Consider the following 24,509-nt stretch of genomic DNA (forward strand, 5'->3'; position numbering starts at 1 on the left):
AATTCTAAAACATGACAAATATCATGTTTATTACTTGAAAATCTGTTGCGCAAACTGATACAGGGATCTTCTCCAGGTAAGCCATTCATGACGGGTTTCGGGAGATTTATATAGGATATAGGGATACTTATTCTGATTTAAAAAATTAGTCAGCAGCTGATTAAATTTAAAAAACAGTACATCTTCTTTTTCCCCGATTCCGATAAAGAAGTAAGGTTTTTTCTTCGACTTCAGTAAATTTCCAATAGGAAGTTCTTTAAAAGGGTCTGCTTCAGTTCCTTCATAGATCACAGGACTGAACGCTCCGATAGCTGAAAACATTTCGGGATGACTCACCCCGATAAACATCGCCTGATAGCTGCCCCGGGACAACCCTGCAATAGCCTTTTTACCGGAAGTTTTATATTTTTTTTCAATATAAGGAATCAGTTCTCCGGTAACGACTTTATCCAGGTTTTTGGTAGAAATAACAGTTCTGGGATAATTGTCCGGCATTTTTTCCTGTTCCGGATTCAATGCAACACCATAATCCATTACTACGATCATTTCCTGAGCTTTCTTTTCTGCGAAAAGGTTATCAAGGATATGAAGGATATGGCCTTGCTTTTCCCAGCCTGTGATATCTTCTCCGGTTCCGTGGTACAGGTATAGAACAGGTAATTTCTTAGCACTGTAATTAGGGGGAAGATATACTTTGAATTTCCGCTTACCCTGGGTGACTTGTGAATTTAAGCTGTCATTAATGATTTTCCCGTGCTTTACATTTTTCTCTGAGAAAAAGTCTTCCCCGGACGGAACCTCAATCCCGCTGGTGGGCTGGCTGTAACCAAAATAGAGCTGTGTATTGGGATCATTGGTCCGCTGCCCGTCCACATTGAACCAATAGTAGTGAAATCCTGTTTCCATAGGCGTAGTGGAAATATTCCAAAAGCCATTTTTATCTTTGGAAGCTGACGATTTTATACTTTTCATTCCGTCACCTCCATCTAAGATTACAGTTTTCGCGTCCGGAAAATAGACACGGAATTCTGCTTTTCTCTCTGAATCCATTCTCGGAAATTCTTTTCCCGGTAAGGCTGTTGACGAAGTTTTATAATCCTGGGAAAATACGATGGAAGAGAATAAAACGAAAACTAAAGATATTTTTTTGGAGTACTGCATTATTTGGGTTTTAAAGTATAAGAATCGGATCATTTAAGGAACTGCTTCATCATTCTGATGGTGATATCCGTACTTTCCGGCAGTGGCATTCCGTGGGCATATCCTGCAAAAACATGCAGTTCTATGAAAATGCCCGCTTTTATCAAGCGGTCTGCATAAGCCAGTCCGCTATCACGTAAAGGGTCTGCTCCAGCTACAAAAATTACGGTCGGAGGAAGATTGGAAACATCTTCAATATTTCCGGGCAGCACATATTTCTCTTTTGAATTTCCGTTTTTCCCTATATAAAAGTCTTTTAAAACCGGAAAATCATCGCTCTTAAGACCTGGAGTTCTTTTAAATTCAACAACTGACGGATAGTCCATATTAAAATCGCCCGGAGGAATTTCCAGAACCTGCAAACTGATTTCCGGACCTTTATGATCTCTTGTATATTGTGCCAGACTTCCTGATATCCCAGCTCCGGCGCTTTCCCCGCCTACTGCAATGAGCTTTGGATTTCCACCAAGGTTTCCTGCATTTTTGCTGGCCCACAACAGGGAAGCATAGGCATCATGAAGTGCCGCAGGAAAAGGATATTCAGGAGCGAAACGGTAATCTACATTGATCACGACAGCATTTCCTCTCAAGGCATAATCTGCACATCTCTGATGATCCCATTTTGGGGTTCCATATACAAAACCGCCTCCATGAAACCAAAGAAACATAGGTAGATTTTTCGCATTTCTAGGCTTATAAATGGTTACCGGGATTTCAGGGTCTTTTGGGTTCAAGCCGGGAATTTTAGATTTAATCACATCAACACTGTCTTTATTTTTCAGTTCCGGCCAGGACATTTCTGCCTGGATTTTGCGTTCTTTTTTTACTTCTTCAAGTGTAATATCCTTAATCGGACTATTAATCATAGTTCCAAACTGAGGTAGCAATCTTTTTTCCGCCTCCTGAGGGCTAAGCGAATGATATCGCTGTGCAGCTGATAGGCCCGAAATCAGAAAAAGTATTAAAAATAATACGTGTTTTTTCATAATAATAATATTAATGATGAATTCTATTCTTTCAAATGTAATATTATGCTTACCATTGGATGATACGAAAAAGAAATTTTGTGATACGAAAAGGAAATTTATAATCATCCTTTTTATATTTACAGCAATAAATCTTTTTTAGATCTTAAACTGTTTCCGGAAAGCAGCCGCGGTTATTCCTTTATGTTTCTTGAATTGCCGGCTTAAATGGCTTTCATCAGAAAAGCCAAGGTCGTCTGCAATTTGCCCTATTGAATATTCGCTGTAAATAAGCCTTTGTTCAACAATATTCATTTTATACCGGGTCAGGTAACAATGCAGGCTGCTTCCGGTAAGATTTTTAAAATATTCGCCGATATAATTGGCAGACAGATTAAACTGTTCTGCAAGATGCTTTATTCTTAAGTTCCTGGGACAGTGTATATGCTGATGCAGGTAAACCAGTATTTTATTAATGAGAGGTTCATCCCTGGTTGTATCCGAGATAACCTTCTGAGGATTCACGTTACGGGAAATAATATTTAAAACCAAAATAATCAGATGCTGGAGATTTTCATCAAAATAGGAAGGTTTATTGCTGTACTCTGTGATCATATTTTCGATTAATGAAGTGATCATATTGCAGTCTCTTTCTTCTTTAATCAATATCTGCTCAAAACGGTTGTGATGGGTAAAAATGGCTTCCAGCTGTTTCAGCCATTCTATCACTTTTTCTTTTTCGTGTTTGGTTTTGTACTGTTCGAGGAAGACTTCGGAAAACCGGATGGAACAATAACGGGTACTGGTCGTGCTCTCAAAACCCCGGCAGTCCAGCGGAGTAAATAAAAAAATACTGCCTTTAGTATAGGGAAACCTGTTTTCATTAACAATCCTGGTCCCTTCCCCTTCCATGATCTGTACAATCTCGAAAAACTGATAGATCAGCGGACGTTCATGCCAGTGCTCCATATCGGATACCAATATATCTAAAGGTTTATGTAAATGTTTATTTTTCATTACCCGAAATGTACAAAAAAAACCGTGCGATATTCCTGTTTTTGCTTCCCGGTTCATGTTAATTTTGTCAAAAAAATATGTCACAGAAAAAATTAACTGCCCCGTTTATCAGTGAAAATCTTTCTCTTTCCAGCAGGGTTGTAATGGCCCCGATGAACCGCCGCAGAGCCGTTAAAGGAATCCCGTCACCCTCTATGATTACCTATTATCAGCAAAGATCCGGCGCGGGATTACTGATATCGGATAATATTGCTGTTTCTTCCAATGGCGGTGCTTACATGAATACTCCCGGAATATATAATCAGGAACAAAAACAGGCATGGAAAAAAGTAGTGGAAGGCGTGCATGCAAAGGGTGGAAAGATATTTGCCCAATTGGTACAGGCCGGACGTGTAGGCCATCCGGCTATCCAGAATAATGAGCCATTGGTAGCGCCATCTGCCATAGCTGTGAATGAAACCATCCGTATTCCTGATAACAGCTATCAAAGCATGACAATACCCATTGCCATAAACACTGAAGAAATTCCGGTTTGGGTCAACGTTTTTAAAGAAGCAGCCATACATGCTATGGAAGCAGGATTTGATGGTGTTGAAATTCATGCAGCCCATGGTTTTCTGATCGATCAGTTCATCAATCCTCTCAGTAACACAAGAACAGATGAATATGGCGGAAGTATGGAAAACAGGACAAGATTCCTTTTTGAAGTAATGAAAGCAGTTATTGCAGCTGTTGGAAAAAATAAGGTAGGAATAAGACTTTCGCCTTTCCGCGAAATTTATGATTTAAAAACTTATCCTGAAGAACTGGCAACGCACGAATACGTTCTTGATGAATTACAGAAGATGGATATCCTGTATGTTCATTTTTCTAATGCTGTAAATGACGGAAAGTCTTCAATCCCGGTTAGTTTTTTAGAGAATGCCAGACATCGTTTTAAAAACATAATCATGATTGCAGGCGGATTTACCGTAGAAACCGCGGAAGAAATATTACAAACCGGACTTGTGGATCTGGTCGCTTTTGGTAAACTATATATTTCAAATCCTGACCTGGTGGAACGTATAAAAAATGATTTTCCGCTGGCTGATTGGGATGAAGAAACGTTTTATCATGGCGGAGATGAAGGATATATTGATTATCCTACTATTTCTTTCAGTAAGTGTACAGATTATTAATCCAAGAAATAACAGATGTTGATTTGTAATAAGCTCTGTAATTGTATAAATCCCCGTAACAATGCTTACGGGGATTCTTATTGTTAATTATATTAGGTTCTTTCGTTTAAAATTCTGTATTTAAGTTTTGAAGAAGGGCTTTCAATCATAAAACGGTATAACAGGCTTCCTGCAATACACCCTGCCAGACAGATCAGAAGGCTGATATTGCCTGAACCCTCCACTCCAAGCTGTCCAAGAGCATCCTGGATCATATGGATAATTCCTTTATGGGAAAGGTAAACTGCGTAAGAAAGCGTTGACAGCTGTGAAGTAATATAAGATTTTGATCTGAAAAGAAATGATGACCTGGAAACCGATGCCATCAAAATAATCCCGTAGCTTATTGCTACAAAAGTAAATCCAAAGATAGAAGCCTCTTCAGAAACCTGATCATTGCAGACCCAAAATGAGATTCCCAGCAGAATAATTCCAAGGATAAAAAGCCTGTTTCCATTGTTATGGACTATATTTTTAAAACGGGATGAATACTGCATTAAATAACCAGCTATAACTCCTATTGCAAGACCATCCAGACGGGTATGCGTAGGATAATAAATTTCCATATACCATTCTTTCCAGAAACCTTCGGTATCCAATACCGGAACAATACAGTTTTTCCAAATGATCCATCTGAAAACAAGGGACAATATCATGAGAAGAGCGGCAAAAATAGCGGTATACCTGAAGGCTTTTGTTTTTATCATCACTAAAAGCGCTAAAGGAAGAAAAAGGTAAAACTGCTCTTCAATACATAAAGACCACGCATGCGAAAATGTTCCCCGGGCAATCACATCAAGCCCATAGTTCTGAGTGAAGGTAGCAAATTTCCAGAAAGGAGATAACGCTTCCCGTTCCCTGAAAAAAGGAAATAGAAAATACAGAGCCAAAGTAAAATAATACGGCGGAATGATCCTGAAAAAACGCTTGGTAAAAAATGTCTTTAAACTTATACTCCCACTCTTTTCAATTTCTTTAAACAGCTGTCCTGATATCAAAAAACCACTCAGTACAAAGAAAAGATCAACTCCCGTCCACCCGAATTTTCCTATAGTATCTATCCAGGCAGGATGCTTAAATGCACGGTAATGATACATTAAAACCAATATAATGGCTAAAGCCCGTAAATGGTCAGTCCGTAGAATCTTTCAGAAGTATTGTGGTCAGCAGGCATTCTTTTTTCTGCAAATTTTGTAAAATGGTTCAGACTTTTTGTATGATAGTGACGGATAGCCATTATCGGAATATAAACAGTACAATCTGTCATCTGAATGCCAAATAAAGCCTTTCATCATTCATTTGATTCTTTTCATCAATAAATATATGGGTGTGCCCCTGGATTTTATATTTTTGAGGCTATGAAATTCGGGCCGGAAAATAATCTCAAGCAGAATGTCTACTTTCAACTGTTCTTTTGGACGGCTTTATTTTTGTTTGGAATGGCAAGAAACTATGGAGAGAATGACGACAGTATTTCATCACAGATACTGATCTATAATTTCTGCCACTGGATTTTTCAGGTCGCCGGAGCCAATTTCATCTATTCCGTTCTCATCCGTAACTTTTTTGACCGGAAAAAGTATATCGGATTTTCAATATACCTTGTTCTTAGCCTGTATCTTATATCAGTGATCAACAGGATATTCATTGTTCACTTCGCGGAACCTTTTTTCATCAGTGTCCCTAAAGACAGCTTTTTCAGCATTTTTACCGATATCAGCTATCTTTGGATCCATTATACTTTCCCGATCATCAGCGGAGCCTTTATTTTTATTTCGGTGATGTTTGTGATCCGCTATAAGGAAGAGAAGGAAAACACGGCGAAACTATTGAAAGAAAAGGCTGAATTTGAATTAAAATCCCTGAAATCACAGCTCAACCCACATTTTCTGTTTAATACTTTAAATAATATTTACTCTCTTTCGCTCAGCAACTCAGAGAAGACATCAGAGTCCATCAGTCGGCTTTCGGATATTTTGGATTATATTTTATACAAAGGTCCTAAAAATGAAGTCTCGATATCTGAAGAGCTCAGTGTTATTGAACATTATATTGCACTGGAAAGCCTAAGATATAGTGAAGGTAGACTGAAGATTAGCAGGGTTGCCGTTTTAAATTCAGCCGCTGCCATTCCTCCGCTGCTCTATCTTACACTGGTCGAAAATGCTTTTAAGCATGGTGCCGGAAAAACCACGGGCCAGACTGAAATAAAAATTGATGTTTCCACGGATGGATCTTACTCTGTTTTCAGCATTGAAAATACATACGAAAATAATGAGAATGCCACTCCTGAAGGAATAGGGCTGAATAATGTAGAAAAACAGCTCCGGCTTCATTACGCTAATGATTTTATACTCAAAGTTTCAGAAGAAAATAATATTTTTAAAGTCGAAATAAAAACTCCGGTAGCCTTATGATTAACTGTATCATTGTAGATGACGAACCCCTGGCAGCAGCTCTTCTGGAAAAGCATATTTCTGGAATCGAACATTTAAAGCTTACCGGAAAAGCTGAAAATGCAATGGATGCTTATAAACTCCTGCAGGCAAGGCCTGTAGACCTTATGTTTCTGGATATTCAGATGCCTCATTTAACAGGAATTGATTTTCTGAAATCTCTTCCGAAGAAACCGCTAACGATATTCACGACAGCCTATCGCGATTTTGCCATTGAAGGTTTTGAGCTGGAAGCTGTAGATTACCTTTTGAAACCCATTACTTTTGAACGTTTTTTCAGAGCTGTGGAACGGGTTTTAAGAAACAGAACTGATGCCGGGGAGGACTTTATTATCATCAAAGCAGAAGGAATGAACCGGAAGGTTTTTGTTCAGGAAATTCTCTATTTTGAAAGTCAGGGAAATGATATCAAAATGGTATTGGTGAACAATGAAAGCATTATTTCAAAAAGTACAATTACAGATTTTGAATCTGTTTTATCCGGAAAAGGTTTTGTCAGAATTCACCGTTCATTTATCATTAATTCTCAATTTATTAAAGCTTTTAACAATAATGAGGTTATACTTGGCCCCTATCCTATTCCTGTAGGCAGAAGTTATAAAAGTGAGTTTAATGCTTTAGTAAAAGGAATTTTTAAAAGATCTGTTAATCAATAAGATCGGCCAAGCCTAATCATAATGTATTTAACTTCGTGTAACAATATAATACGCCAGTTCGCCATATTCTCTTACCAGATTATTTATCCTTTTAAAACCTGCTTTTTCCAGTACTTTCTGTGATCCAATATTATCCAGATCAGTTACAGCTACAATTTCATCAGTATTTGTATTTGAAAAACCATACCCTATCAAAGCCCGGCTCACTTTTGTTGCTATACCTTTACCCCAATACTTTTTACTTAAAGTATATCCTATTTCAACTTGCCCGGATACATCGGCAAAGTTCCGGACAAGGCACATCCCGATAAAGTCATTACTCTCTACACCGAATATTCCAAAACGACCAAAAGGACCTTTGAGATAATCTGCCAGAGCTATTTCAAACATTTCTTTATACTGTTCGGGAGAACGATATGGAAGGTATTTTGTAACTTCTTCGTCTTCAAAAAGATTACAGAATAAGTTTTGTTCTTCCACTGAAAATTCGCGGATGATAAAGTTTTGATCTTGGTGCAGAATACGCATATTCAGAAAAAATTATAATGATAAGAAAACAAAGGTACAAATAATGCCTCATCAGCAATGAATGCTTATTCAACTAATCTTAATATTTTGTAAATGATACGGATACAATCTATAATACTCTGCCAATAAATGATTTGACAATCCTCCACATACAATGTTATGCATAATATCAACAGCTTTCCCATCATGGATATTAAAAAAAAGTATTACTTTTGCTTTAACTAACAAGATTGTTTTTAAGAGCTTTTTATTAGTAATTTTAAGACACAAATTTTTAAAACATTAAAATCCCCTCCACATGAGAAAAATAATTCTACTCATTACATGCATGTTCGGTATTTCAGTTTTCTCACAGATCAAAGTGTTGAAAAATGAAAGCTTGGTGGAAATTGGCAAAGATAATTCCGTAGGCTTATATAAAAAAGAAGATAAATTTACCATCAACTATCAGGATCTTAATACCAGTAACCTGAATACTATAAGATCTTTTTCTTTTCAGAATCTGGACAGTGATGTATCCGGGCTATATAAACTGATCATGGACGGCTTTATCTCCACTCCGGATGAAAACATTATTCTGGAACTTCCTAATGATATTATTGAGCTTCATTACGAAAAAAATTACGGGCAGCCTACCGTACAGTTTATCCAATACATCAATAAAAACCGTAAGTATGTTGGAAAATCTCAGTTTTTAAACAGAAAACAGGTAGAGAAAGTGTTTGGCAAAACGAATGGAAAGTCAGCTCTGTATGAAAAACCGGGTACCATCCATCAGATCAACGGTACAAAACCTGCATCAAGTCAGGCATCTACTGCACTACCGGCTTCAGCCACCAACAGCAAAAACAAAAAATCAAAAAAATAATTGTATTATTTTTCAATATTACCAAACTCATTCACCCGAATGAGTTTTTTTATTTTTACTTTTGCAGAAAGACATTACTTATTATGCCGCTTCAGATAATCAATTTAACCAAAAAATTTGGGGAACAGACTGCCTTAGACAACATCAATATTTCTATTGATAAAAATGAGATCATTGGCCTTTTGGGTCCGAACGGAGCCGGAAAATCAACACTGATGAAATCTATTGTCGGGGCATTGAAAATTGATCAGGGCGAAATTATCTTTAACGGAATGAATATCTCCGAACATGAGATCGAAAGCAAGAAAAAAATAGGTTTTCTTCCCGAAAACAACCCGCTGTACCTGGAAATGTATGTGAAAGAGTATCTTCAGTTTGTCGCCAATATCCACAAAATCTCTTCAGCCAGAGTAGATGAAGTAATTGAGCTGGTGGGCATCACCCCTGAAAGATCAAAAAAAATCGGGCAGCTTTCCAAAGGATACAAACAAAGGGTGGGACTTGCCCAGGCTATTATTCATCAGCCTGACCTGCTGATTCTGGATGAGCCAACCAACGGCCTGGATCCTAACCAGATCATTGAGATCAGAAATGTGGTGAAAGAGATCGGGCAACAGAAAACAGTATTGCTTTCTACCCATATTATGCAGGAAGTGGAAGCATTATGCTCCCGTGTTATTCTTATTCACAAAGGAAATATCCTCCAGGACTGCCCTATTGACGAATTCAAAGGCAGATTTGACAGCCTGGAAGAAGCTTTTGCAAGCTATACCGCCGTATCTTAATTAATTTTCATGGAAATCCACATTACTCACGGACAGGGCATTATCAGGGTTCTGTACGATGGCTTTGCCAGCTGCTTAATCATCAGGCGTCCTGTAGCCGTTAACTGGCCGGACTCCCGGGGAAGTGTGGGTGAATATTATGCAGTATCGGAGCTTTCTGAAGACAAGAAAATAATATTGGCCGACCGTCTTAACCGCTCACTTACAGAGGGAACAGAAGCTGAAATTATGGCAGGAATCGAAGATTTCCTTACCCTCTTTGAAAATGGAAGCTATCAGGTGAATCTGGGTAAAATTCCGTTTGATAATTCCAGTTTTCATGTGGCCATATCGATCCCTGATGATAAAAATGCCGGCAACCGAAGATTTTCCGGATGGTTCTACCCTTTCCAGGATTTTAATTACCTGTATACTTTGGAAAATAAAAGTATCAATCCTGAACGAGTACAATATTATATGGAACTCATTAAAAAAGGAAGCCGCCCGAAACCCATTATCTTTTACAGTCTGTACAATCTTGATCCGCAGATGAGCAGTGCTTTCGTACTGGACGGGCACCATAAAATAGAAGCTTATACCCGGCTGAAAATGGATATTCCTGCTGTATTTATCGCAAGGGATAACGAAAGGTACAGTCCTGCATCCGAGCTGATGCACGGAGCCCGTGAGCTTCTCGGTGATATGGAGTTTGAACACCTGTTTCAGAACAACGATGAGAACCTCCCCCATATTGATTTCGTCAATGATGAAATACTGACCAATGCACTGGATACTATGCTGAGAACGTCGGAAAGAATTGATGTTTCCATTATTGAAGTTTTGATCAGGCATCACCAATCAGCTTCAGAAAATGACAGAAAATGGTTGACTCATCGTCTTGAATTTTTAAGGAAAAACATTCATCTTAATACCTTAAATGGAAAAAAAGGCTTAAACTTATATTCGCGTCAATATATTGAAGACTATAAAGCAAATGTCTGGTTCCTGAAAACCCTTACAAGTATTATGGAACTCGATACATGGATCAGTGAAATACCCTTAGAATAAGCATCAAATGGCTTCATATTTGATTGGGTGTAAACCTAACCAATAACCTAATATGCAATGATCAGAAAAATTTTACTGGGAGCCTTTTGTACGGCTCAGTTTTCTTTAGCCTATGCCGTCGAAAAACCATCTCTAATGTCTGGCACAGTTACTGTTTCTAATGATATTCAACCTTTCCAGAAAGTCCCAAAAACAGTAATCATCAAAACAAAGAAGTTCAAAATCAGGATTGATAAACAGCCTAACGGAAAATACCTTTACCAGTCCTGGGCTGCCAATGCCAGGATCACTTCCAAACCAAGCATGATCATCAGTGACGGAGAACTGATCTTGGACGGTACCGGAGGAAATTACTATTTCAACTTTGTGAATAAAGGATATACTTATCAGGTATGGAGAAATTACCTGACGGATTCTGCTTCCAAAGCACCTTACACCCTTACGGTGAATGATGAAAACGGTAATGAAGTGGTACGTCAGGACGGACTTGTCGTTAAACAATAAAAACGGCCAAATCCAAAGCTATAACAGTATTTAAAACTGTAAGAATGATATTCATCCTGCAGATTACAAAATTCCGGATACCTAAATCTGTGAAATTTGTGTCATCTGTGGGATTTTTTAGTTAAAATTTAAACCAATCAATTTAGGAAAGCTAAATTACGTTCCTGCCTGTCTCAGATGGGTATTAAAACGGCTTGTTTCATAACTTTCCTCTGCAGCTTTATAGCCTACATTAAAGATTTCTTCCAGGCGGTCTTTTCTACGCTCGAAAGTTCCGTAGGATGAAAGTTTTTGAGAAGAGATAAACCAGTCGCAATAATCGAATTTTCCTTTTTCTATCCTATAGGAAAGAAGGTCATATGAACGGGAAACAATAGCTTTGATGGATTTCAGGTCTTTGATATCAATATCATGGGGTGGGGAAACAAAAACCCCAATAAGTTTGTCACATTCGTCCCGGATGATGTCTGCGGGAAAGTTATTCAGAACGCCTCCGTCACAGTACATTTCATCCCCGATGATATAAGGTGTTGTAACTCCCGGAATAGAACATGAAGCAATAATAGCATCCACCACTTCAAAGTTTTCATCAAATATTTTCTGGGTTCCGGAAACAAGTTCCGTCGCTACAATTTTCACTTCTTTTTCCAGGTCTCCAAGCTTCATATCCTGAAAAATAGGCTTAAGGTAATTTCTGAAAATAACGGAAGAAACCAGCCCCGGCTGGTTGAAAGTAAAATGTTTCCAGTTGAAGAAATAAACCGAGTTGAAAAACTCCAGAATCTCATCCGGTGTTTTTCCCACTGCATAAAGACATCCCACAATAGATCCTGCGCTGCAGCAGGACAATACATCGATATCTATATTTTTTTCGTTCAAGAATTTTAAAACTCCTGCATGGGCAATCCCTTTGGTACCGCCTCCTGACAAAACCAGTCCTGTTCTCTCAAAATTCATAGAATAAATGTAAGAAAACAGGACGAGAAATTGTGGTTAATTTTATTAATATTATATTAAAATTATTTTAAAAGATATTCCTGCATAAACCGGATCACGGCAAGACGTTGAAAATCCACATTTTCTTTCTTCCTGAACCCGTGGCCTTCATTTTTTGCTTCCAGATACCATACTGTTTTTCCCTGGGCTTTCAGTTTGTCTCTCATCTGAACAGCTTCCGTAACAGGAACTCTTGGGTCATTGGTTCCCTGAATAATGAACATTGGCTTTTTGATCTTGTCAATATTATTCAGAGGGGCAATTTTAGTGAAGAACTCTGCCATTTTAGGAATCCTTTCATCACCATACTCTACCCTTCTCAAATCTCTCCGGTATTCTTCGGTATTTTTAAGAAAAGTATTAAAATCTGAAATTCCCACAATATCTACAGAGCATCTGATCTTATCAGCATATTCGTAGGCTGTCGCTAAGGTCATAAAACCACCGTAGCTTCCACCCATAATCATGATTCTGTCTTTATCCAGCTCAGGCTGCTTGGCGATCCAGTCCAGAAGAGCACCTATATCTTTCACTGAATTCATTCTCAGGTCCCAGTTATCGGCGGCAATAAATGTCTTTCCAAAACCGGCTGAGCCCCTTACGTTTGGATAGATTATAGCCACTCCCATTTCATTGGTAAAATAATTGGAAGATCCCAGAGATGATGCCATAGACTGACCTTCCGGACCTCCGTGAATGTTAATAATTACCGGTCTCTTTCCTGTAAACTTCGATGATGCAGGATAATAAAATCCTGAGATTTTCATATTGTCAAAACTCTTCCATTCTATAAGTTTTGGAACGGACATATCGGCGGGCTGCATTTCACCCTGTTCGCTTTCCGTCCATCTTTCTATATTCCGGGTTGCCATATCCATTTTATAGACATCTGCACCGGAATCTGCCGCTGATCTGGAGAAATAAAGGGATTTCCCGTCGTTGGAAAACTTCACTCCGCCAATCAAGCCGATGGGTAACTGGCTTACCGGCATATATTTCCTGGTTGCTGTGTCAAGAATATACAATTTATTGATTCCACTTTCATTGGTTACAAATGCCAGTGTAGATTTATCTTCAGAAAGATCATAATCTTCTACATTCCATGGAATGGAAGAGGTAAGATATTCTGTTTTTTTTGTTTTTAAATTTAAGACTGCCAGCCTGCTGAATTCATTATTCCGGTCTGTAATGTAAAAAATTTCATCAGGATTTTTGCTGAAAACACCAGCGCTCTGCACAACTCCTTTCTCTTTGCGGTCTGTGATAGGCTCCAGTTTTTTAGTTTCCAGATCATACAGATACAGATAGGAATCGTTGGCTGAAACATATTCTGAGATCAGGAGTTTTTTACCGTCTGCGAAAAGATCGGAGATTCCCCAACCGCCGCCTTTCACTTCAAGAACAGTCTGTGTCTCTTCCGGTTTTAAAGGATTCATATAATAAATATCCCTGTCGCCGCCGTTTCGTTTGGTGGATGAAAAATAGAATCCTAAGCCGTCTTTTTTCCAGATTACCCCGCCGTTCTGGGATCTTCCGCCATCGGTAAGCAGTTTGGATTCCAGCGTTTTCAGGTCGAGCTTAAAAAGCTGCCCGAACTCATTTCCGCCTGTATCTTTTGTATAAATAAGGTATTCTCCTGTTACAGGTTCATAGGATGCATTACTAACAGGCTCATCAAAAAAGGTGATCTGTTTTCTGGCTCCCATAGGTACAGAAATCCTGTGCAGCTGATTGGTGGAAGCAAAACGGGTTACCGCAATGATTTCTTTCCCATTGGGATGAACGTCTGCAATACCTGCATTTCTGCTTTCTGAGTATTTTTTAATAACCTGATTCAGGCTTTTGGGAATAGGCAGGATATTTTCTGCGATAAGATTCTCATTGGGACTTACAAATTCATTTTTTGCCTGGGCGGACAGGAGCCCGGCCAATGAAAGGGCAAAAATAATATAGTGGTTTTTCATTGTTCAATTTTTGCCTGAATTTACAAAAAAACCACAGACAAATGCCTGTGGTTGGTATATAAAGATATTAGATCTTCTTAATTATTGATGTGCCAAGATTGATCTTAGATGTGAATTACTTCACCATAAGCTGCTGCTGCTGCTTCCATAATGGCTTCAGAAACAGTCGGGTGCGGGTGAATCGATTTGATGATCTCATGACCTGTAGTTTCAAGTTTTCTTGCCACTACTGCTTCTGCAACCATATCTGTAACTCCTTCCCCGATCATGTGGCATCCTAACCACTCACCATATTTGGCATCAAAGATAACTTTGATAAATCCGTCTGTATTTCCGTTTGCTGTAGCTTTACCGCTTGCAGAAAGTGGGAATTTACCTACTTTGATCTCGTATCCTTTTTCTTTAGCCTGCTTTTCTGTAAGACCTACAGAGGCTACTTCAGGATGGCAGTATGTACATCCAGGGATATTACCGTAGTCGATTTTCTCAACGTGCAGCCCCTTGATTTTTTCAACGCAAGTGATTCCTTCAGCAGAAGCAACGTGTGCCAAAGCCTGTGTAGGAATAAGATCACCGATTGCGTAGTAGCCCGGAACCGAAGTCTCGTACCATTCGTTTACTAAAACTCTTCCTTTATCTGTCTGGATTCCTACTTCTTCCAATCCGATATTTTCAATATTGGCAGCAATACCTACGGCAGAAAGTAAAATATCAGCTTCAAGGGTAATATTCCCGTTTGCTGTTTTTACCGTTGCTTTTACGCCTTCTCCGCTTGTATCAACGCTTTCTACTGATGCATTGGTCATGATCTCGATTCCTGTTTTCTTAAGGGATTTTTCCAGGTGCTTAGAGATTTCTTCGTCTTCTACAGGAACAATGTTCGGCATGAATTCTACAATAGTAACTTTAGTTCCCATTGTATTATAGAAATCAGCAAATTCTACCCCGATAGCTCCTGAACCTACTACGATCATAGATTTTGGCTGTTCAGGAAGAGATAATGCCTGTCTGTATCCGATTACTTTCTTACCGTCCTGAGGAAGATTAGGAAGTTCTCTTGAACGTGCACCCGTTGCAATAATGATATTTTCTGCTGCATATTCAGTTACTTTACCGTCTTTATCTGTAACAGAAACTTTTTTACCTTTCTGAACTTTAGCTGTCCCAAGAATTACATCGATCTTGTTCTTCTTCATCAGGAATTCAATTCCTTTGCTCATTTTGTTGGCTACACCACGGCTTCTCTGGATTACGTTTGGAAATTCAAAGCTTCCTTCCACTTTATTCAGACCATAGTCTTCAGCATGGTTGATATAATGAAAAACCTGAGCAGATTTCAATAAAGCTTTCGTAGGAATACATCCCCAGTTCAGGCAGATTCCCCCTAAGTTTTCTTTCTCGATAATTGCAGTTTTGAAACCCAATTGTGCTGCTCTGATCGCTGTAACATAACCACCAGGACCACTTCCAATGACAATAATATCGTAATTCATTACTTTAAAAATTTTTATGCGAATTTAAGGAAAAATATTGGATGTTTTATGTTTCTGTGAACTGATCTTACATTGCATCAATAAAGCCGTTTTCATTCAATATCAAACAAAGAAAGAGAATACAGTGTACTCTCTTTCAATAAATTTTATGTAGCATTAAGAACTTCTCAAAGTTCAAGCTCTAAAAAACGGCTTTTACAATTTTAATAACTGCAAAGATTCTATATTATTTCGCCTGTCTAAGCAATCGCTTTTCAGTCGCATATCTTTCATTTAAAGCTTTCATCTGATCTCTTTTCATCTTTTTTGTAGCAAGCGGATGATTCATAATCAGCTTCTTTTCTGTATTGTATTTTTTTTCTAGCTCACGTGATTTAAGGCTGACCAACTCACTTTTGGAAGGGTGTGGTGGAGCCGGTGGTCGTTTCTGGGCATTCACACTCATCGATAAACCTAATAACAATACGGTTGATATAAAAAACTTTTTCATGACATTTTATTTTTTTAGAATGATTAATTAATATTCATTCAGGTTTTGCAGTACATATTACATATATCATACCAGAATTTATTATTTTCACACTGCTCTTCTGTCAACAGGCTTTAGAAAATGATAATCCAATAAGCAAGAAAATCATTCTACCTCAATATTCTGTTTTAAGGGAAGGTTTTAGAGGAATTTTCTGTATGTTCATTTTTTCTACTGTCCAGTTTATATTTTCATCTAAAAACCGGAGCTCTCTAACCGGAATTTTAATTGTTACCCGCTTTGTTTCCCAGGAATTTAAATACTTTAAATGCTTCTGATAGCAGATACATTATGAGCCTGTGAAAAAAAGCTGAAGAAATTAGAAAAGATGAAAGAAAAAAGGTTTTTGTTTTCTGTTTCATGAGCATATGACGTTCGTTTTTGCTAAATTAAAATATCCTGCCACTGATCAGCAAACCTTAATTTTTCGACAAATGCTGCAATGCTTTATCCAGCTCAGGATAAGTAAACTGAAATTCGGCTTTAATCAGTTTTTCGGGATACACATTTCTGCTTTTTAATAAAAGTTCAGTTTCCGTATTCAAAAAGAGAGAAGCTACTTCCAGCTGCCATACCGGAGCATTTAATCCAAAAGGGATTTTGAGGTGTTTTCTCATTTTTTTCATAAGATCTTCATTGGACACAGGATTGGGAGCGGTTACATTGACAGTTCCTGACATATCTTCATGGTTAATGACCCATTCAACAGCTTTACAGAAATCATCAATATGGATCCAGCTAACTTTCTGCTGTCCCCGCCCCTGTTTTCCGCCCAAACCGAATCTTGTGATCATTTGCAGTTTAGGGAAAGCACCGCCATTATTTCCTAAAACAATAGAGGTTCTTAAAGCTACTTTTCTTGTTTGTTCATTATTCATCTTAAAAAATTCTTTTTCCCAGTTTTTGCAGATATTCATGGAAAAATCGTCGCCGATAATGCCGTTTTCTTCTGTATTCAGGTGGGTTTCGGAATGTATATAAATGGTTGCTGAAGAGGCATTCAGCCAGATCTTAGGCTTAGTGATGCATTGGTCGACTGCCTGCTGAAGCACTTTGGTGCTGTCGATTCTGGATTTGTATATTTCTTCCTTATTTTTTTCGTTATACCTGCAGTCTACAGATTTTCCTGTAAGGTTGATGAGTACATCCGTTCCTTCCATGCTGTCCTTCCATTTGCCCAAAGTTCGGGCATCCCAATACATCTCATTGCTGCGTTTTGGCTTTCTTGTGAGAATGTATACCTGAGCTCCTTTTTCTTTAAAATATTTTTCTAGGTTTTCCCCGAGAAATCCGGTTCCGCCAGCCATTATTATTTTCATTGTGTTTTGAATTTAGAATTTTAAAACTATTGTTTTTTCACGCAGATCTGTCCTTCATTTGATATTGAGACTCTGCTGTTAACTTTATTAATTTGTTCCTTTCCAACAGGAATTTCTTCATATAATCTTTCAGGAAGAAGTGGTTAAAAAGTTTTCCTATCCATCCCAGCGGGGATTCAAATTCGAAGATATCGATCATTACCGTACTGCCGTTTTTCTGTTTGAAAATATGCTGATGCTTCATTGATTTAAAAGCTCCTTTAAGCATTATATCCGTGAATTGGGATGGCTTCTCCATGCTGATAATCTTTGTTGTCAAGGTTTGATCCACTCCTAAATGTCTGGCTCTCCAGGTCACGGTTTCATTTTCTTCAATCAGACCGGACGTTCTTCCAGCTATTGCTTTCTCATTGGTTTTTGATGTTGATTTTTGATGCAGATCAATATCTCTGGATAAATCAAAAACTTTATGAATATCTGCTTTGATTGGGGTTTCTAAATATATTGTTGTCATTTTTTAAGTTTTTAGGTTCGAGATGGAGATTAGATATTTATTTTTGATATTGATAGAATTTATAAGTGTCGAAAATATAAACCAGAGCTAAAACTGGGCTATAGAAAAGTCCGAGAAATGGAATCGTTATCAACAGATTATAAGCCTGCGACTTAAAAAGTATAAGTAATAATAGAGAAATCCAAATTGGTAAAATAAATATTCCGTAAATAATGAAAAGTATAGATTTTTCCTCCTTAAAAAATAGCTTGATTATATAGCTTATTAATTGAGAAATTCCTACTATAAAGTGAAATGACAGTCCTCCAATGGAAGAATTATCCATTATAAAGATTGAGATAATTCCTATAATTAAAATCAATAACTGGATATAGAAGTCATATTTTGCAAACGTTTTCATGATCATTAATTTTAAAAGGTTAAAAAATCGCCCCTGGTTCTTTTATTGGAGGATCTGAAGGTCAGATACATCCAGATTTTAAATATCAGTGTCTTCATTTTCGATATGTTTTTCTTTTCTCATGGCATGTTTACGTCCTTTCAGGAATAGTAACAAATTCAAAAGCATCATAACTCCAAGATAAATAGAGAAGCCGCCGATTTTTTTACTTAAAGCAACAACTAATCTTTCTACGGTTTCAATCTGGAAAAATTCAATGATGCAAAGAGCAAAACCAATATTCAGGAGATAGAAGCCAATTTTAAAGAGAGAATTTGTTGCCATTGCGATGTCTTCTTTCTGGTGAAAAATATCAATCATGAATGTTTTTGAATTTTTGAACAAAAACTGGGATACGAATACGGTAAGAGCAATAACAATTGGCAAATAAATCATGTACGCTGAAAAATTGTACGTTGTGGTAGTTAAAACTGCTGTGTCCATAACTGTGTTATTTTAAGGTTAGTTTATTTTTTAAGAAATAAAGGGTGAAAATGTTCATATAATGCAGTACGCAAAGGATTAAAGTTATGCATCCGATACGAGCTGCCGTTACTGAAACAAGTTCTTCTACAGAGTCGACTTTATCCCAAAATGCGAGGTTGACGGCAATATATCCCAGGTTCAGCAGATAGTAGCATCCGAGAAGTATCCTGTTGATTGTAAGACACATTCCTTTATCATGAAGGAGATATTCCAGATAGGACTTTCCGGCATGAAAACATCTTCTACCCACATCTATAGTGATGTAAAAACTCACGGTAAGAAAAATGATATATGACACTATATTGAACATTCTGTATGTATTATATTTTCAGTAATTTTTGAAAATTAAATTCAAATAAAAAAGGATCTGAATCCTCTCCTACTTTTCTATTTCAACAGGTTGGTAATTTTACCTACCAGCCAGTGATCGTCACTTTTAATCGCAAGATCCATAATATTATTGATCTTTCCTGTCACTGTACTGAAATCGTCCATTATCTTTATAAACTCTTTGGCTTCCTCAGAATCTTTATCGTCAATATTTTTCAGCTCTTCCAAAAAAGAAATAACAGGCTCTATTTCTCTTTTTCTGCGTTCTTTCACAATTTGTTTGAACAGGTACCAGATGTCTTTTTCTGCTACGAAGTATTCTTTGCGGTCACCTTTGATAAATTCTTTTCTGACGATTCCCCAGTCTATCAATGCCCGGAGATTCATGTTGGCATTTCCTCTTGAAATTTCCAACTGCTCCATGACCTCATCCGTAGATAAAGGTTTTCCATTTGCCAGAAGCAGTGCATGAACCTGAGCCATGGTACGGTTGATTCCCCAGTTTGTGGCGAATGTTCCCCAGGTTTGTACATATTTTTCTTTTGCTTCTGAAAGTTTCATTGATTTCTCTTTTATTACTGTAACAAATGTAATTATATTTTTTGAATTTTCAATAATTTTTGAAAATAAATTTTAAAATAAAACAGACATTCTTTACAATGTCTGTTTTCATGCTATTTTTGAGCGGATTGATAAGTTTCTATCAATCTAATAAACTCAGATCTGTATCCTTCCTCATCTTTATTTTTACCATCTTTTGCAAGAGTTTCAATACTTTTGAGATTTTTTTTATCTATCAGTTTAGAATCTCTCAACACCAATCCGAACCATGCAACCGATGATGCGAATTTAAAATCCGGGCTTGCGGATTCTATAGATTCATCAGAATTTTTGATAACCTGATTGATCTCAACACTTTTATCTTCATCAGGTTTTTTATATCTGAATTTTACCGTACCCAATTCGTCTCCGAAGTTTTGGGAAGTCGAAGTTGTTGAATATTTTAGTTGAGTTTCCTTTGGTGCAAAAGCTGACTTCACGTTTACAGGGATAATCTCATACAATGCAGTTACCGTATGTCCGCTACCTAATTCTCCGGCATCAATCTTATCGTTAGTGAAATCTTCATTTCTCAGTTTTCTGTTTTCATAACCGATCAGACGGTAGGAACTTACATATTTAGGATTGAATTCTATCTGGATTTTCACATCTTTGGCAATGGCATACATGCTACCGGCAAATTCTTTTCCAAGGAATTTATTGGCTTCCTGCATATTGTCGATATAAGCGTAGTTTCCGTTTCCTTTATCAGCCAAAGTTTCCAACCTGTTATCTTTATAATTGCCCATCCCGTAACCAAGACATGTAAGGAAAATACCGGATTTTCTTTTTTGTTCAATAAGAGTTTCAAGATCTCCAACAGAAGATTCACCCACATTAAAATCTCCGTCTGTCGCTATAATTACCCTGTTATTTCCACCTTTTATAAAGTTTTCCTGAGCAAGCTTATAGGCAAGTTCTATTCCTGCTCCGCCTGCTGTGCTTCCGCCCGCACTAAGTTTATCCAAAGCTTCTGTGATTTTATCTTTTTCTTTTGCCGAAGTTGGGGACAAAACCATTCCAGCACTTCCGGCATACACTACAATTCCTACTTTATCCTGTGGTCTTAATTGATTTAAAAGCAATTTTAAAGAAGACTTCAACAATGGCAATTTATTGTCTTCATTCATAGATCCCGAAACATCAATAAGGAACACCAGATTGGAATTGGGCAAGTTATCTGTCGGGATATTTATTCCCTGAAGGCCTATTTTAAGCAGTTTATGACCAGGATTCCACGGAGCATCGCTATATTCGGTGTTGATTGAAAATGGAACATTATTTTCAGCCTGAGGGTAACTGTATTTGAAATAATTGATCATTTCTTCAATCCTTACCGCATTTTTATCCACAGTCTGCCCGTTATTGATCATTCGCCTGATATTGGAATAGGCAGCATTGTCCACATCAATAGAAAAGGTCGATAATGGCTGGTTTTTTGTCAATTCAAACGAATTCTCTTCAAATTCATCATATTCTTCATGATCAGAAATATTATTCTGCTTGTATTGGCTGATTGTTTTCTGTATTTCTTCCATCCTTTTTCTCTCTTTTCTGGAAAGTCTTTTAGTTTTTACTACAATGACTCCGTTCACTCCCTGGCTTCCATACAGTGCAGATGCAGCAGCTCCTTTTACTACTTCTACGCTTTCAATTTTTTTAGGATTTAAAGCACTGAAATAATCCCGGTCCACTATTTTACCGTTTACGATAATCAATGGAACATTTGTTCCTTTTAAGCTTGCGGAACCTCTTATAGCAACCGGATTATTATTGTTAAAATAACCATTATTTATTGTATTGAAAGTATTTCTGATCTCATCATTTTTCCTTCTCTTAATTCCATAAGCACTTTGTATTTGTAACCCAGATACTTTTCCCTGGAGCTGTTGGGTAGTATTTGATGCAATATAATTGGATTGTATACTCACTGCACTTGAAGTATATTCTGATTTCTTTTTAGGAAGCATTGCGGTTACAACTACTTCTTCAATATTTTGGGTTCTTAAAGTATCTTTCCACTGCCCTCCTCTTTTTTGAGAAACAGATGCAACTGTCTCATCTTTCTTTCTAATCAAATAGTCATCCGTTGAATAACCTGCTTTCCTTGAAGAATAAGTTTCATTGTATTTGTTATCAGCGGTTTTTTTAGCTATTTCAGGTTCATAAGCTAAAACAGGTTCTTTTTGTAAAGATTTTGAAGCTCCAATTTCCTTTTCAATATTGGATTTTACCGTACTGTCAACTGCTTGAACTGTATTCTTTTCAGGGCTGGTTTTCATTCTGTTTTCTGCAATGACAGGTTTTGAAGGGTCAACAGTTTTATTTTTACTGATAAAATAAAATGCCCCCAAGCCAATAACTAAACTTGCCGCAACTCCATATGGGAGCCAAGCGGGAAATATCCTCTTCTTTTCTTCTTTTTTATCTAATTTTTCTTCAACTTTTGCCCAGACTTTATCAAAACCCGGAAAAACAGCCGGCTCTTCTGAAAGCCTAGAGGCCTCATTGAATCTTTTATCTATATCTTGATTATTTTCCATTGTTCTAAAGTTTAAATGTTCTGATTGATCAAAAGTTCCTGTAATTTTTTCCTAGCAAAATTGAGCTGGGATTTCGACGTTCCTTCGCTGATGGAAAGCATGGACGCAATTTCCTTATGCGGGTATCCTTCGATCGCAAACAGATTGAATATGGCCCTGCAGCCTTCAGGAAGAAAGTTCAGGAGGCTCAGAATATCTTTCTCAAACGAAATGCTTTCTGATAAGATGCCGGAAGTTTCCACAAAGCCGTCATCCATAGAAATGAACTGGGTTTTGGTGGCTCTCAACTTTTGAAGACATTCATTAACAGCAATTTTTCTGGCCCATGCTTCAAAAGTATCCAGATTCTGGAGCTGGGTGATCTTGGTGAATATTTTGTAAAAAGTATCGGCCAGTACTTCTTCAATATCTTCATCATTTTTCAGGTAGCGTCTGCAGACTGAGTACAGCTTGCCCGCCATTTTCTCGTATACTTTCCGCTGTGCACTGCGGCTGCTACGCTGGCATTCTAATAGTAATTCTCTTTCCATAGTCAGGCTTTATACTCTTATAGATGCTTAAACTTTCAGATGGGTTGGAAATGGTTTTTGTTTTTTTGTTAAAAGGCTGATAAAGCTAATGGCAAAACAACAAAAAGGCAAAAAAGTCAAGAAGCAAACTGCAATTTTAATTCTTCAGTTCCCAATAGCCATTTAGCTTTTTCGTTCTTTTTGTCCTTTTACTTTTCCCCCTTTTTAACTCTCCAAATTTAACTTTTCCCTCTGTAACAAATCTGTAATATGAACGACTATTCATATAAATAATCTTTTATAGTAATGAAAAATACCAAAATTGCCTCATTACTTTTTGTTTTGTCTGCAGGAAGTATGATGTTTGCCCAAGATGACTTGATCAACAAATTAAAAAACAATCAATCTCAAAATGCTAATTTCCAGTTCACAACGTTAAAAGACGTGGGAGCTACTTCGGTAAAAAACCAAGGTTCATCAGGAACCTGCTGGAGCTACTCAGGAAATTCTTTCCTTGAATCCGAAATGCAGAGAATGGGTAAAAAGCCTGTAGATCTTGCTGAAATCTTTACAGCAAGGAATTCTTATCATGATAAAGCTAAATTATATGTACTGAACAACGGAGCCATCAGCTGGGGCGACGGAGGCGAGCTGCATGACGTTATCAATATGTATAAAAAATACGGTGCTGTTCCACAGGATGTGTATACAGGACTGAAAGCAGGACAAACCCTGAATAACTTTAAAGAAATGCAAGGGAAATTGAAAACCGTTTTAGACAGTCTTGTCCAGGCAGGCTCAAAAGCAAAACTGACTGATAACTGGATGAAGCCGGTAGATGCAATTCTGGATGAATATTTAGGAAAAGTGCCATCCAACTTTACTTATGAAGGGAAAAACTATACTCCCAAAACATTTGCTAAAGAAGTGGTAGGAATCAATCCTGAAGATTATATCGAAATCTCTTCTTATAAAGATTATCCGTATTACCAGAAATTTGTAGTTCCGATTCCCGATAACTGGAGCCACGATTCCGATTGGAATGTTCCGATGAAAGATCTTACGGCTATTATTGATAATGCTGTAAACAAAGGATATTCTGTAGGTTGGGCGACAGACGTTACCGAACCTTATTTCTCTTACAAAAACGGGGTAGCCTACGTTCCTGATATCGACCTTAATACGATAACTGATGAGAACAAACAGTCTTTGTTCACTGAATCTAAAAAAGACAAAACCATCACGGAAGATTTGCGTCAAAAAGGACTTAACAACCTTTCAACAACGGATGACCACGGCATGCACATCGTAGGACTTGCAAAAGACCAAACGGGTAAAGAATATTATATGGTAAAGAATTCCTGGGGAGTTACCAATGATTTCGAGGGATATATTTATGTAACAAGACCTTATGTGGAATATAAGTCTACAGCTATCCTGATTCATAAGAACGCTGTTCCGAAAAGCATCCTGAAGCAGTTAAAGCCTACTAAAAATATTGGTTTGTAATCAATCAGTCACTGTTACTGTCCCTGACGGTAATT

At 37.5% G+C, this 24,509-nt stretch carries 25 protein-coding genes; 8 read left to right on the forward strand and 17 right to left on the reverse strand.

Going from position 1 to position 24,509, the window contains the following annotated elements; translation table 11 throughout:
* Window positions 1-30 precede the first annotated feature (30 nt).
* The 3 genes from ACM40_RS06270 to ACM40_RS06280 form a co-directional block, all read right to left on the reverse strand.
* On the reverse strand, window positions 31-1,161 hold the full coding sequence (locus ACM40_RS06270) for an alpha/beta hydrolase-fold protein (RefSeq protein ID WP_048501982.1): 1,131 nt from the start codon (window positions 1,159-1,161) through the stop codon (window positions 31-33).
* A gap of 29 nt (window positions 1,162-1,190) precedes the next feature.
* Window positions 1,191-2,186: an alpha/beta hydrolase gene (locus ACM40_RS06275; protein ID WP_165579283.1), complete on the reverse strand. Its 996-nt coding sequence runs from the start codon at window positions 2,184-2,186 to the stop codon at window positions 1,191-1,193.
* A 138-nt stretch (window positions 2,187-2,324) separates the two neighbouring features.
* The gene (locus ACM40_RS06280; RefSeq protein WP_048501984.1) at window positions 2,325-3,182 is read right to left on the reverse strand and encodes an AraC family transcriptional regulator; all 858 of its coding nucleotides are present in this window, start codon (window positions 3,180-3,182) and stop codon (window positions 2,325-2,327) included.
* Between the two features lie 77 nt (window positions 3,183-3,259).
* Between ACM40_RS06280 and ACM40_RS06285 the strand changes: the two genes are divergently transcribed.
* Complete coding sequence (locus ACM40_RS06285) at window positions 3,260-4,360, forward strand: alkene reductase (protein WP_048501985.1); 1,101 nt, start codon at window positions 3,260-3,262, stop codon at window positions 4,358-4,360.
* A 92-nt stretch (window positions 4,361-4,452) separates the two neighbouring features.
* On the opposite strand, the gene ACM40_RS06290 is transcribed toward ACM40_RS06285, so the two are convergent.
* Window positions 4,453-5,496 (reverse strand): acyltransferase family protein, encoded by a 1,044-nt coding sequence (locus tag ACM40_RS06290; protein ID WP_083996803.1) that lies wholly within the window; start codon window positions 5,494-5,496, stop codon window positions 4,453-4,455.
* 17 nt (window positions 5,497-5,513) lie between these two features.
* Window positions 5,514-5,666 (reverse strand): hypothetical protein, encoded by a 153-nt coding sequence (locus ACM40_RS20520; RefSeq protein ID WP_165579284.1) that lies wholly within the window; start codon window positions 5,664-5,666, stop codon window positions 5,514-5,516.
* Between the two features lie 91 nt (window positions 5,667-5,757).
* Here ACM40_RS20520 and ACM40_RS06295 point away from each other — a divergent pair, with 91 nt between their 5' ends.
* Both ACM40_RS06295 and ACM40_RS06300 read left to right on the forward strand, forming a co-directional pair.
* Window positions 5,758-6,816, forward strand: coding sequence for a sensor histidine kinase (locus ACM40_RS06295; protein WP_048501987.1), 1,059 nt, complete (start codon window positions 5,758-5,760; stop codon window positions 6,814-6,816).
* Window positions 6,813-7,511, forward strand: a complete 699-nt coding sequence (locus tag ACM40_RS06300; RefSeq protein WP_048501988.1) for a LytR/AlgR family response regulator transcription factor — start codon at window positions 6,813-6,815, stop codon at window positions 7,509-7,511. The genes ACM40_RS06295 and ACM40_RS06300 overlap by 4 nt, the downstream gene beginning before the upstream one ends.
* A gap of 27 nt (window positions 7,512-7,538) precedes the next feature.
* On the opposite strand, the gene ACM40_RS06305 is transcribed toward ACM40_RS06300, so the two are convergent.
* A complete protein-coding gene (locus ACM40_RS06305; RefSeq protein WP_048501989.1) occupies window positions 7,539-8,039 on the reverse strand; it encodes a GNAT family N-acetyltransferase in 501 nt (166 codons plus the stop codon).
* A gap of 298 nt (window positions 8,040-8,337) precedes the next feature.
* On the opposite strand from ACM40_RS06305, the gene ACM40_RS06310 reads away from it, so the two are divergent.
* From ACM40_RS06310 to ACM40_RS06325, 4 genes are all read left to right on the forward strand, one after another.
* Window positions 8,338-8,907 carry a hypothetical protein gene (locus ACM40_RS06310; RefSeq protein WP_048501990.1) on the forward strand — a complete coding sequence of 190 codons (570 nt, stop codon included), beginning with the start codon at window positions 8,338-8,340 and terminating at the stop codon, window positions 8,905-8,907.
* An 83-nt stretch (window positions 8,908-8,990) separates the two neighbouring features.
* On the forward strand, window positions 8,991-9,692 hold the full coding sequence (locus tag ACM40_RS06315) for an ABC transporter ATP-binding protein (RefSeq protein ID WP_048501991.1): 702 nt from the start codon (window positions 8,991-8,993) through the stop codon (window positions 9,690-9,692).
* A gap of 9 nt (window positions 9,693-9,701) precedes the next feature.
* Window positions 9,702-10,739 carry a hypothetical protein gene (locus tag ACM40_RS06320; protein ID WP_048501992.1) on the forward strand — a complete coding sequence of 346 codons (1,038 nt, stop codon included), beginning with the start codon at window positions 9,702-9,704 and terminating at the stop codon, window positions 10,737-10,739.
* A 57-nt stretch (window positions 10,740-10,796) separates the two neighbouring features.
* A complete protein-coding gene (locus ACM40_RS06325) occupies window positions 10,797-11,243 on the forward strand; it encodes a hypothetical protein (protein ID WP_048501993.1) in 447 nt (148 codons plus the stop codon).
* 156 nt (window positions 11,244-11,399) lie between these two features.
* Here the strand turns inward: ACM40_RS06325 and ACM40_RS06330 are convergent, their stop codons facing one another.
* From ACM40_RS06330 to ACM40_RS06385, 11 genes are all read right to left on the reverse strand, one after another.
* Window positions 11,400-12,200 (reverse strand): patatin-like phospholipase family protein, encoded by an 801-nt coding sequence (locus ACM40_RS06330; RefSeq protein ID WP_048501994.1) that lies wholly within the window; start codon window positions 12,198-12,200, stop codon window positions 11,400-11,402.
* Between the two features lie 62 nt (window positions 12,201-12,262).
* Entirely contained in the window at window positions 12,263-14,203 is a 1,941-nt protein-coding gene (locus tag ACM40_RS06335; protein WP_048501995.1) for an alpha/beta fold hydrolase, read from the reverse strand.
* A gap of 104 nt (window positions 14,204-14,307) precedes the next feature.
* A complete protein-coding gene (gene lpdA / locus ACM40_RS06340) occupies window positions 14,308-15,696 on the reverse strand; it encodes a dihydrolipoyl dehydrogenase (RefSeq protein ID WP_040994093.1) in 1,389 nt (462 codons plus the stop codon).
* A 226-nt stretch (window positions 15,697-15,922) separates the two neighbouring features.
* Window positions 15,923-16,186: a hypothetical protein gene (locus ACM40_RS06345; RefSeq protein WP_048501996.1), complete on the reverse strand. Its 264-nt coding sequence runs from the start codon at window positions 16,184-16,186 to the stop codon at window positions 15,923-15,925.
* A 458-nt stretch (window positions 16,187-16,644) separates the two neighbouring features.
* Window positions 16,645-17,544: a TIGR01777 family oxidoreductase gene (locus ACM40_RS06350; RefSeq protein ID WP_048501997.1), complete on the reverse strand. Its 900-nt coding sequence runs from the start codon at window positions 17,542-17,544 to the stop codon at window positions 16,645-16,647.
* A gap of 37 nt (window positions 17,545-17,581) precedes the next feature.
* Window positions 17,582-18,058, reverse strand: a complete 477-nt coding sequence (locus ACM40_RS06355; protein WP_048501998.1) for an SRPBCC family protein — start codon at window positions 18,056-18,058, stop codon at window positions 17,582-17,584.
* A 478-nt stretch (window positions 18,059-18,536) separates the two neighbouring features.
* The gene (locus ACM40_RS06365; protein ID WP_048502000.1) at window positions 18,537-18,941 is read right to left on the reverse strand and encodes a hypothetical protein; all 405 of its coding nucleotides are present in this window, start codon (window positions 18,939-18,941) and stop codon (window positions 18,537-18,539) included.
* Window positions 18,942-18,948: 7 nt separating this feature from the next.
* Window positions 18,949-19,293 (reverse strand): hypothetical protein, encoded by a 345-nt coding sequence (locus ACM40_RS06370; protein ID WP_048502001.1) that lies wholly within the window; start codon window positions 19,291-19,293, stop codon window positions 18,949-18,951.
* A gap of 77 nt (window positions 19,294-19,370) precedes the next feature.
* Window positions 19,371-19,874 carry a GbsR/MarR family transcriptional regulator gene (locus tag ACM40_RS06375; RefSeq protein ID WP_048502002.1) on the reverse strand — a complete coding sequence of 168 codons (504 nt, stop codon included), beginning with the start codon at window positions 19,872-19,874 and terminating at the stop codon, window positions 19,371-19,373.
* Window positions 19,875-19,987: 113 nt separating this feature from the next.
* Complete coding sequence (locus tag ACM40_RS06380; protein WP_048502003.1) at window positions 19,988-22,456, reverse strand: vWA domain-containing protein; 2,469 nt, start codon at window positions 22,454-22,456, stop codon at window positions 19,988-19,990.
* 11 nt (window positions 22,457-22,467) lie between these two features.
* Complete coding sequence (locus ACM40_RS06385) at window positions 22,468-22,986, reverse strand: RNA polymerase sigma factor (protein WP_048502004.1); 519 nt, start codon at window positions 22,984-22,986, stop codon at window positions 22,468-22,470.
* A 285-nt stretch (window positions 22,987-23,271) separates the two neighbouring features.
* Here ACM40_RS06385 and ACM40_RS06390 point away from each other — a divergent pair, with 285 nt between their 5' ends.
* Window positions 23,272-24,474, forward strand: coding sequence for an aminopeptidase C (locus ACM40_RS06390; RefSeq protein WP_048502005.1), 1,203 nt, complete (start codon window positions 23,272-23,274; stop codon window positions 24,472-24,474).
* The last annotated feature ends 35 nt before the right edge of the window (window positions 24,475-24,509 follow it).

Source organism: Chryseobacterium sp. BLS98, from assembly GCF_001045445.1.
Classification (GTDB): Bacteria; Bacteroidota; Bacteroidia; order Flavobacteriales; family Weeksellaceae; genus Chryseobacterium.

Bases quoted from the DNA above. Each gene is read 5' to 3' on its own strand.
- ACM40_RS06270 (WP_048501982.1), bottom strand. From the start codon at position 1,161: ATGCAGTACTCCAAAAAAATATCTTTAGTTTTCGTTTTATTCTCTTCC.
- ACM40_RS06275 (WP_165579283.1), bottom strand. From the start codon at position 2,186: ATGAAAAAACACGTATTATTTTTAATACTTTTTCTGATTTCGGGCCTA.
- ACM40_RS06280 (WP_048501984.1), bottom strand. From the start codon at position 3,182: ATGAAAAATAAACATTTACATAAACCTTTAGATATATTGGTATCCGAT.
- ACM40_RS06285 (WP_048501985.1), top strand. From the start codon at position 3,260: ATGTCACAGAAAAAATTAACTGCCCCGTTTATCAGTGAAAATCTTTCT.
- ACM40_RS06290 (WP_083996803.1), bottom strand. From the start codon at position 5,496: ATGTATCATTACCGTGCATTTAAGCATCCTGCCTGGATAGATACTATA.
- ACM40_RS20520 (WP_165579284.1), bottom strand. From the start codon at position 5,666: ATGACAGATTGTACTGTTTATATTCCGATAATGGCTATCCGTCACTAT.
- ACM40_RS06295 (WP_048501987.1), top strand. From the start codon at position 5,758: ATGAAATTCGGGCCGGAAAATAATCTCAAGCAGAATGTCTACTTTCAA.
- ACM40_RS06300 (WP_048501988.1), top strand. From the start codon at position 6,813: ATGATTAACTGTATCATTGTAGATGACGAACCCCTGGCAGCAGCTCTT.
- ACM40_RS06305 (WP_048501989.1), bottom strand. From the start codon at position 8,039: ATGCGTATTCTGCACCAAGATCAAAACTTTATCATCCGCGAATTTTCA.
- ACM40_RS06310 (WP_048501990.1), top strand. From the start codon at position 8,338: ATGAGAAAAATAATTCTACTCATTACATGCATGTTCGGTATTTCAGTT.
- ACM40_RS06315 (WP_048501991.1), top strand. From the start codon at position 8,991: ATGCCGCTTCAGATAATCAATTTAACCAAAAAATTTGGGGAACAGACT.
- ACM40_RS06320 (WP_048501992.1), top strand. From the start codon at position 9,702: ATGGAAATCCACATTACTCACGGACAGGGCATTATCAGGGTTCTGTAC.
- ACM40_RS06325 (WP_048501993.1), top strand. From the start codon at position 10,797: ATGATCAGAAAAATTTTACTGGGAGCCTTTTGTACGGCTCAGTTTTCT.
- ACM40_RS06330 (WP_048501994.1), bottom strand. From the start codon at position 12,200: ATGAATTTTGAGAGAACAGGACTGGTTTTGTCAGGAGGCGGTACCAAA.
- ACM40_RS06335 (WP_048501995.1), bottom strand. From the start codon at position 14,203: ATGAAAAACCACTATATTATTTTTGCCCTTTCATTGGCCGGGCTCCTG.
- lpdA (WP_040994093.1), bottom strand. From the start codon at position 15,696: ATGAATTACGATATTATTGTCATTGGAAGTGGTCCTGGTGGTTATGTT.
- ACM40_RS06345 (WP_048501996.1), bottom strand. From the start codon at position 16,186: ATGAAAAAGTTTTTTATATCAACCGTATTGTTATTAGGTTTATCGATG.
- ACM40_RS06350 (WP_048501997.1), bottom strand. From the start codon at position 17,544: ATGAAAATAATAATGGCTGGCGGAACCGGATTTCTCGGGGAAAACCTA.
- ACM40_RS06355 (WP_048501998.1), bottom strand. From the start codon at position 18,058: ATGACAACAATATATTTAGAAACCCCAATCAAAGCAGATATTCATAAA.
- ACM40_RS06365 (WP_048502000.1), bottom strand. From the start codon at position 18,941: ATGGACACAGCAGTTTTAACTACCACAACGTACAATTTTTCAGCGTAC.
- ACM40_RS06370 (WP_048502001.1), bottom strand. From the start codon at position 19,293: ATGTTCAATATAGTGTCATATATCATTTTTCTTACCGTGAGTTTTTAC.
- ACM40_RS06375 (WP_048502002.1), bottom strand. From the start codon at position 19,874: ATGAAACTTTCAGAAGCAAAAGAAAAATATGTACAAACCTGGGGAACA.
- ACM40_RS06380 (WP_048502003.1), bottom strand. From the start codon at position 22,456: ATGGAAAATAATCAAGATATAGATAAAAGATTCAATGAGGCCTCTAGG.
- ACM40_RS06385 (WP_048502004.1), bottom strand. From the start codon at position 22,986: ATGGAAAGAGAATTACTATTAGAATGCCAGCGTAGCAGCCGCAGTGCA.
- ACM40_RS06390 (WP_048502005.1), top strand. From the start codon at position 23,272: ATGAAAAATACCAAAATTGCCTCATTACTTTTTGTTTTGTCTGCAGGA.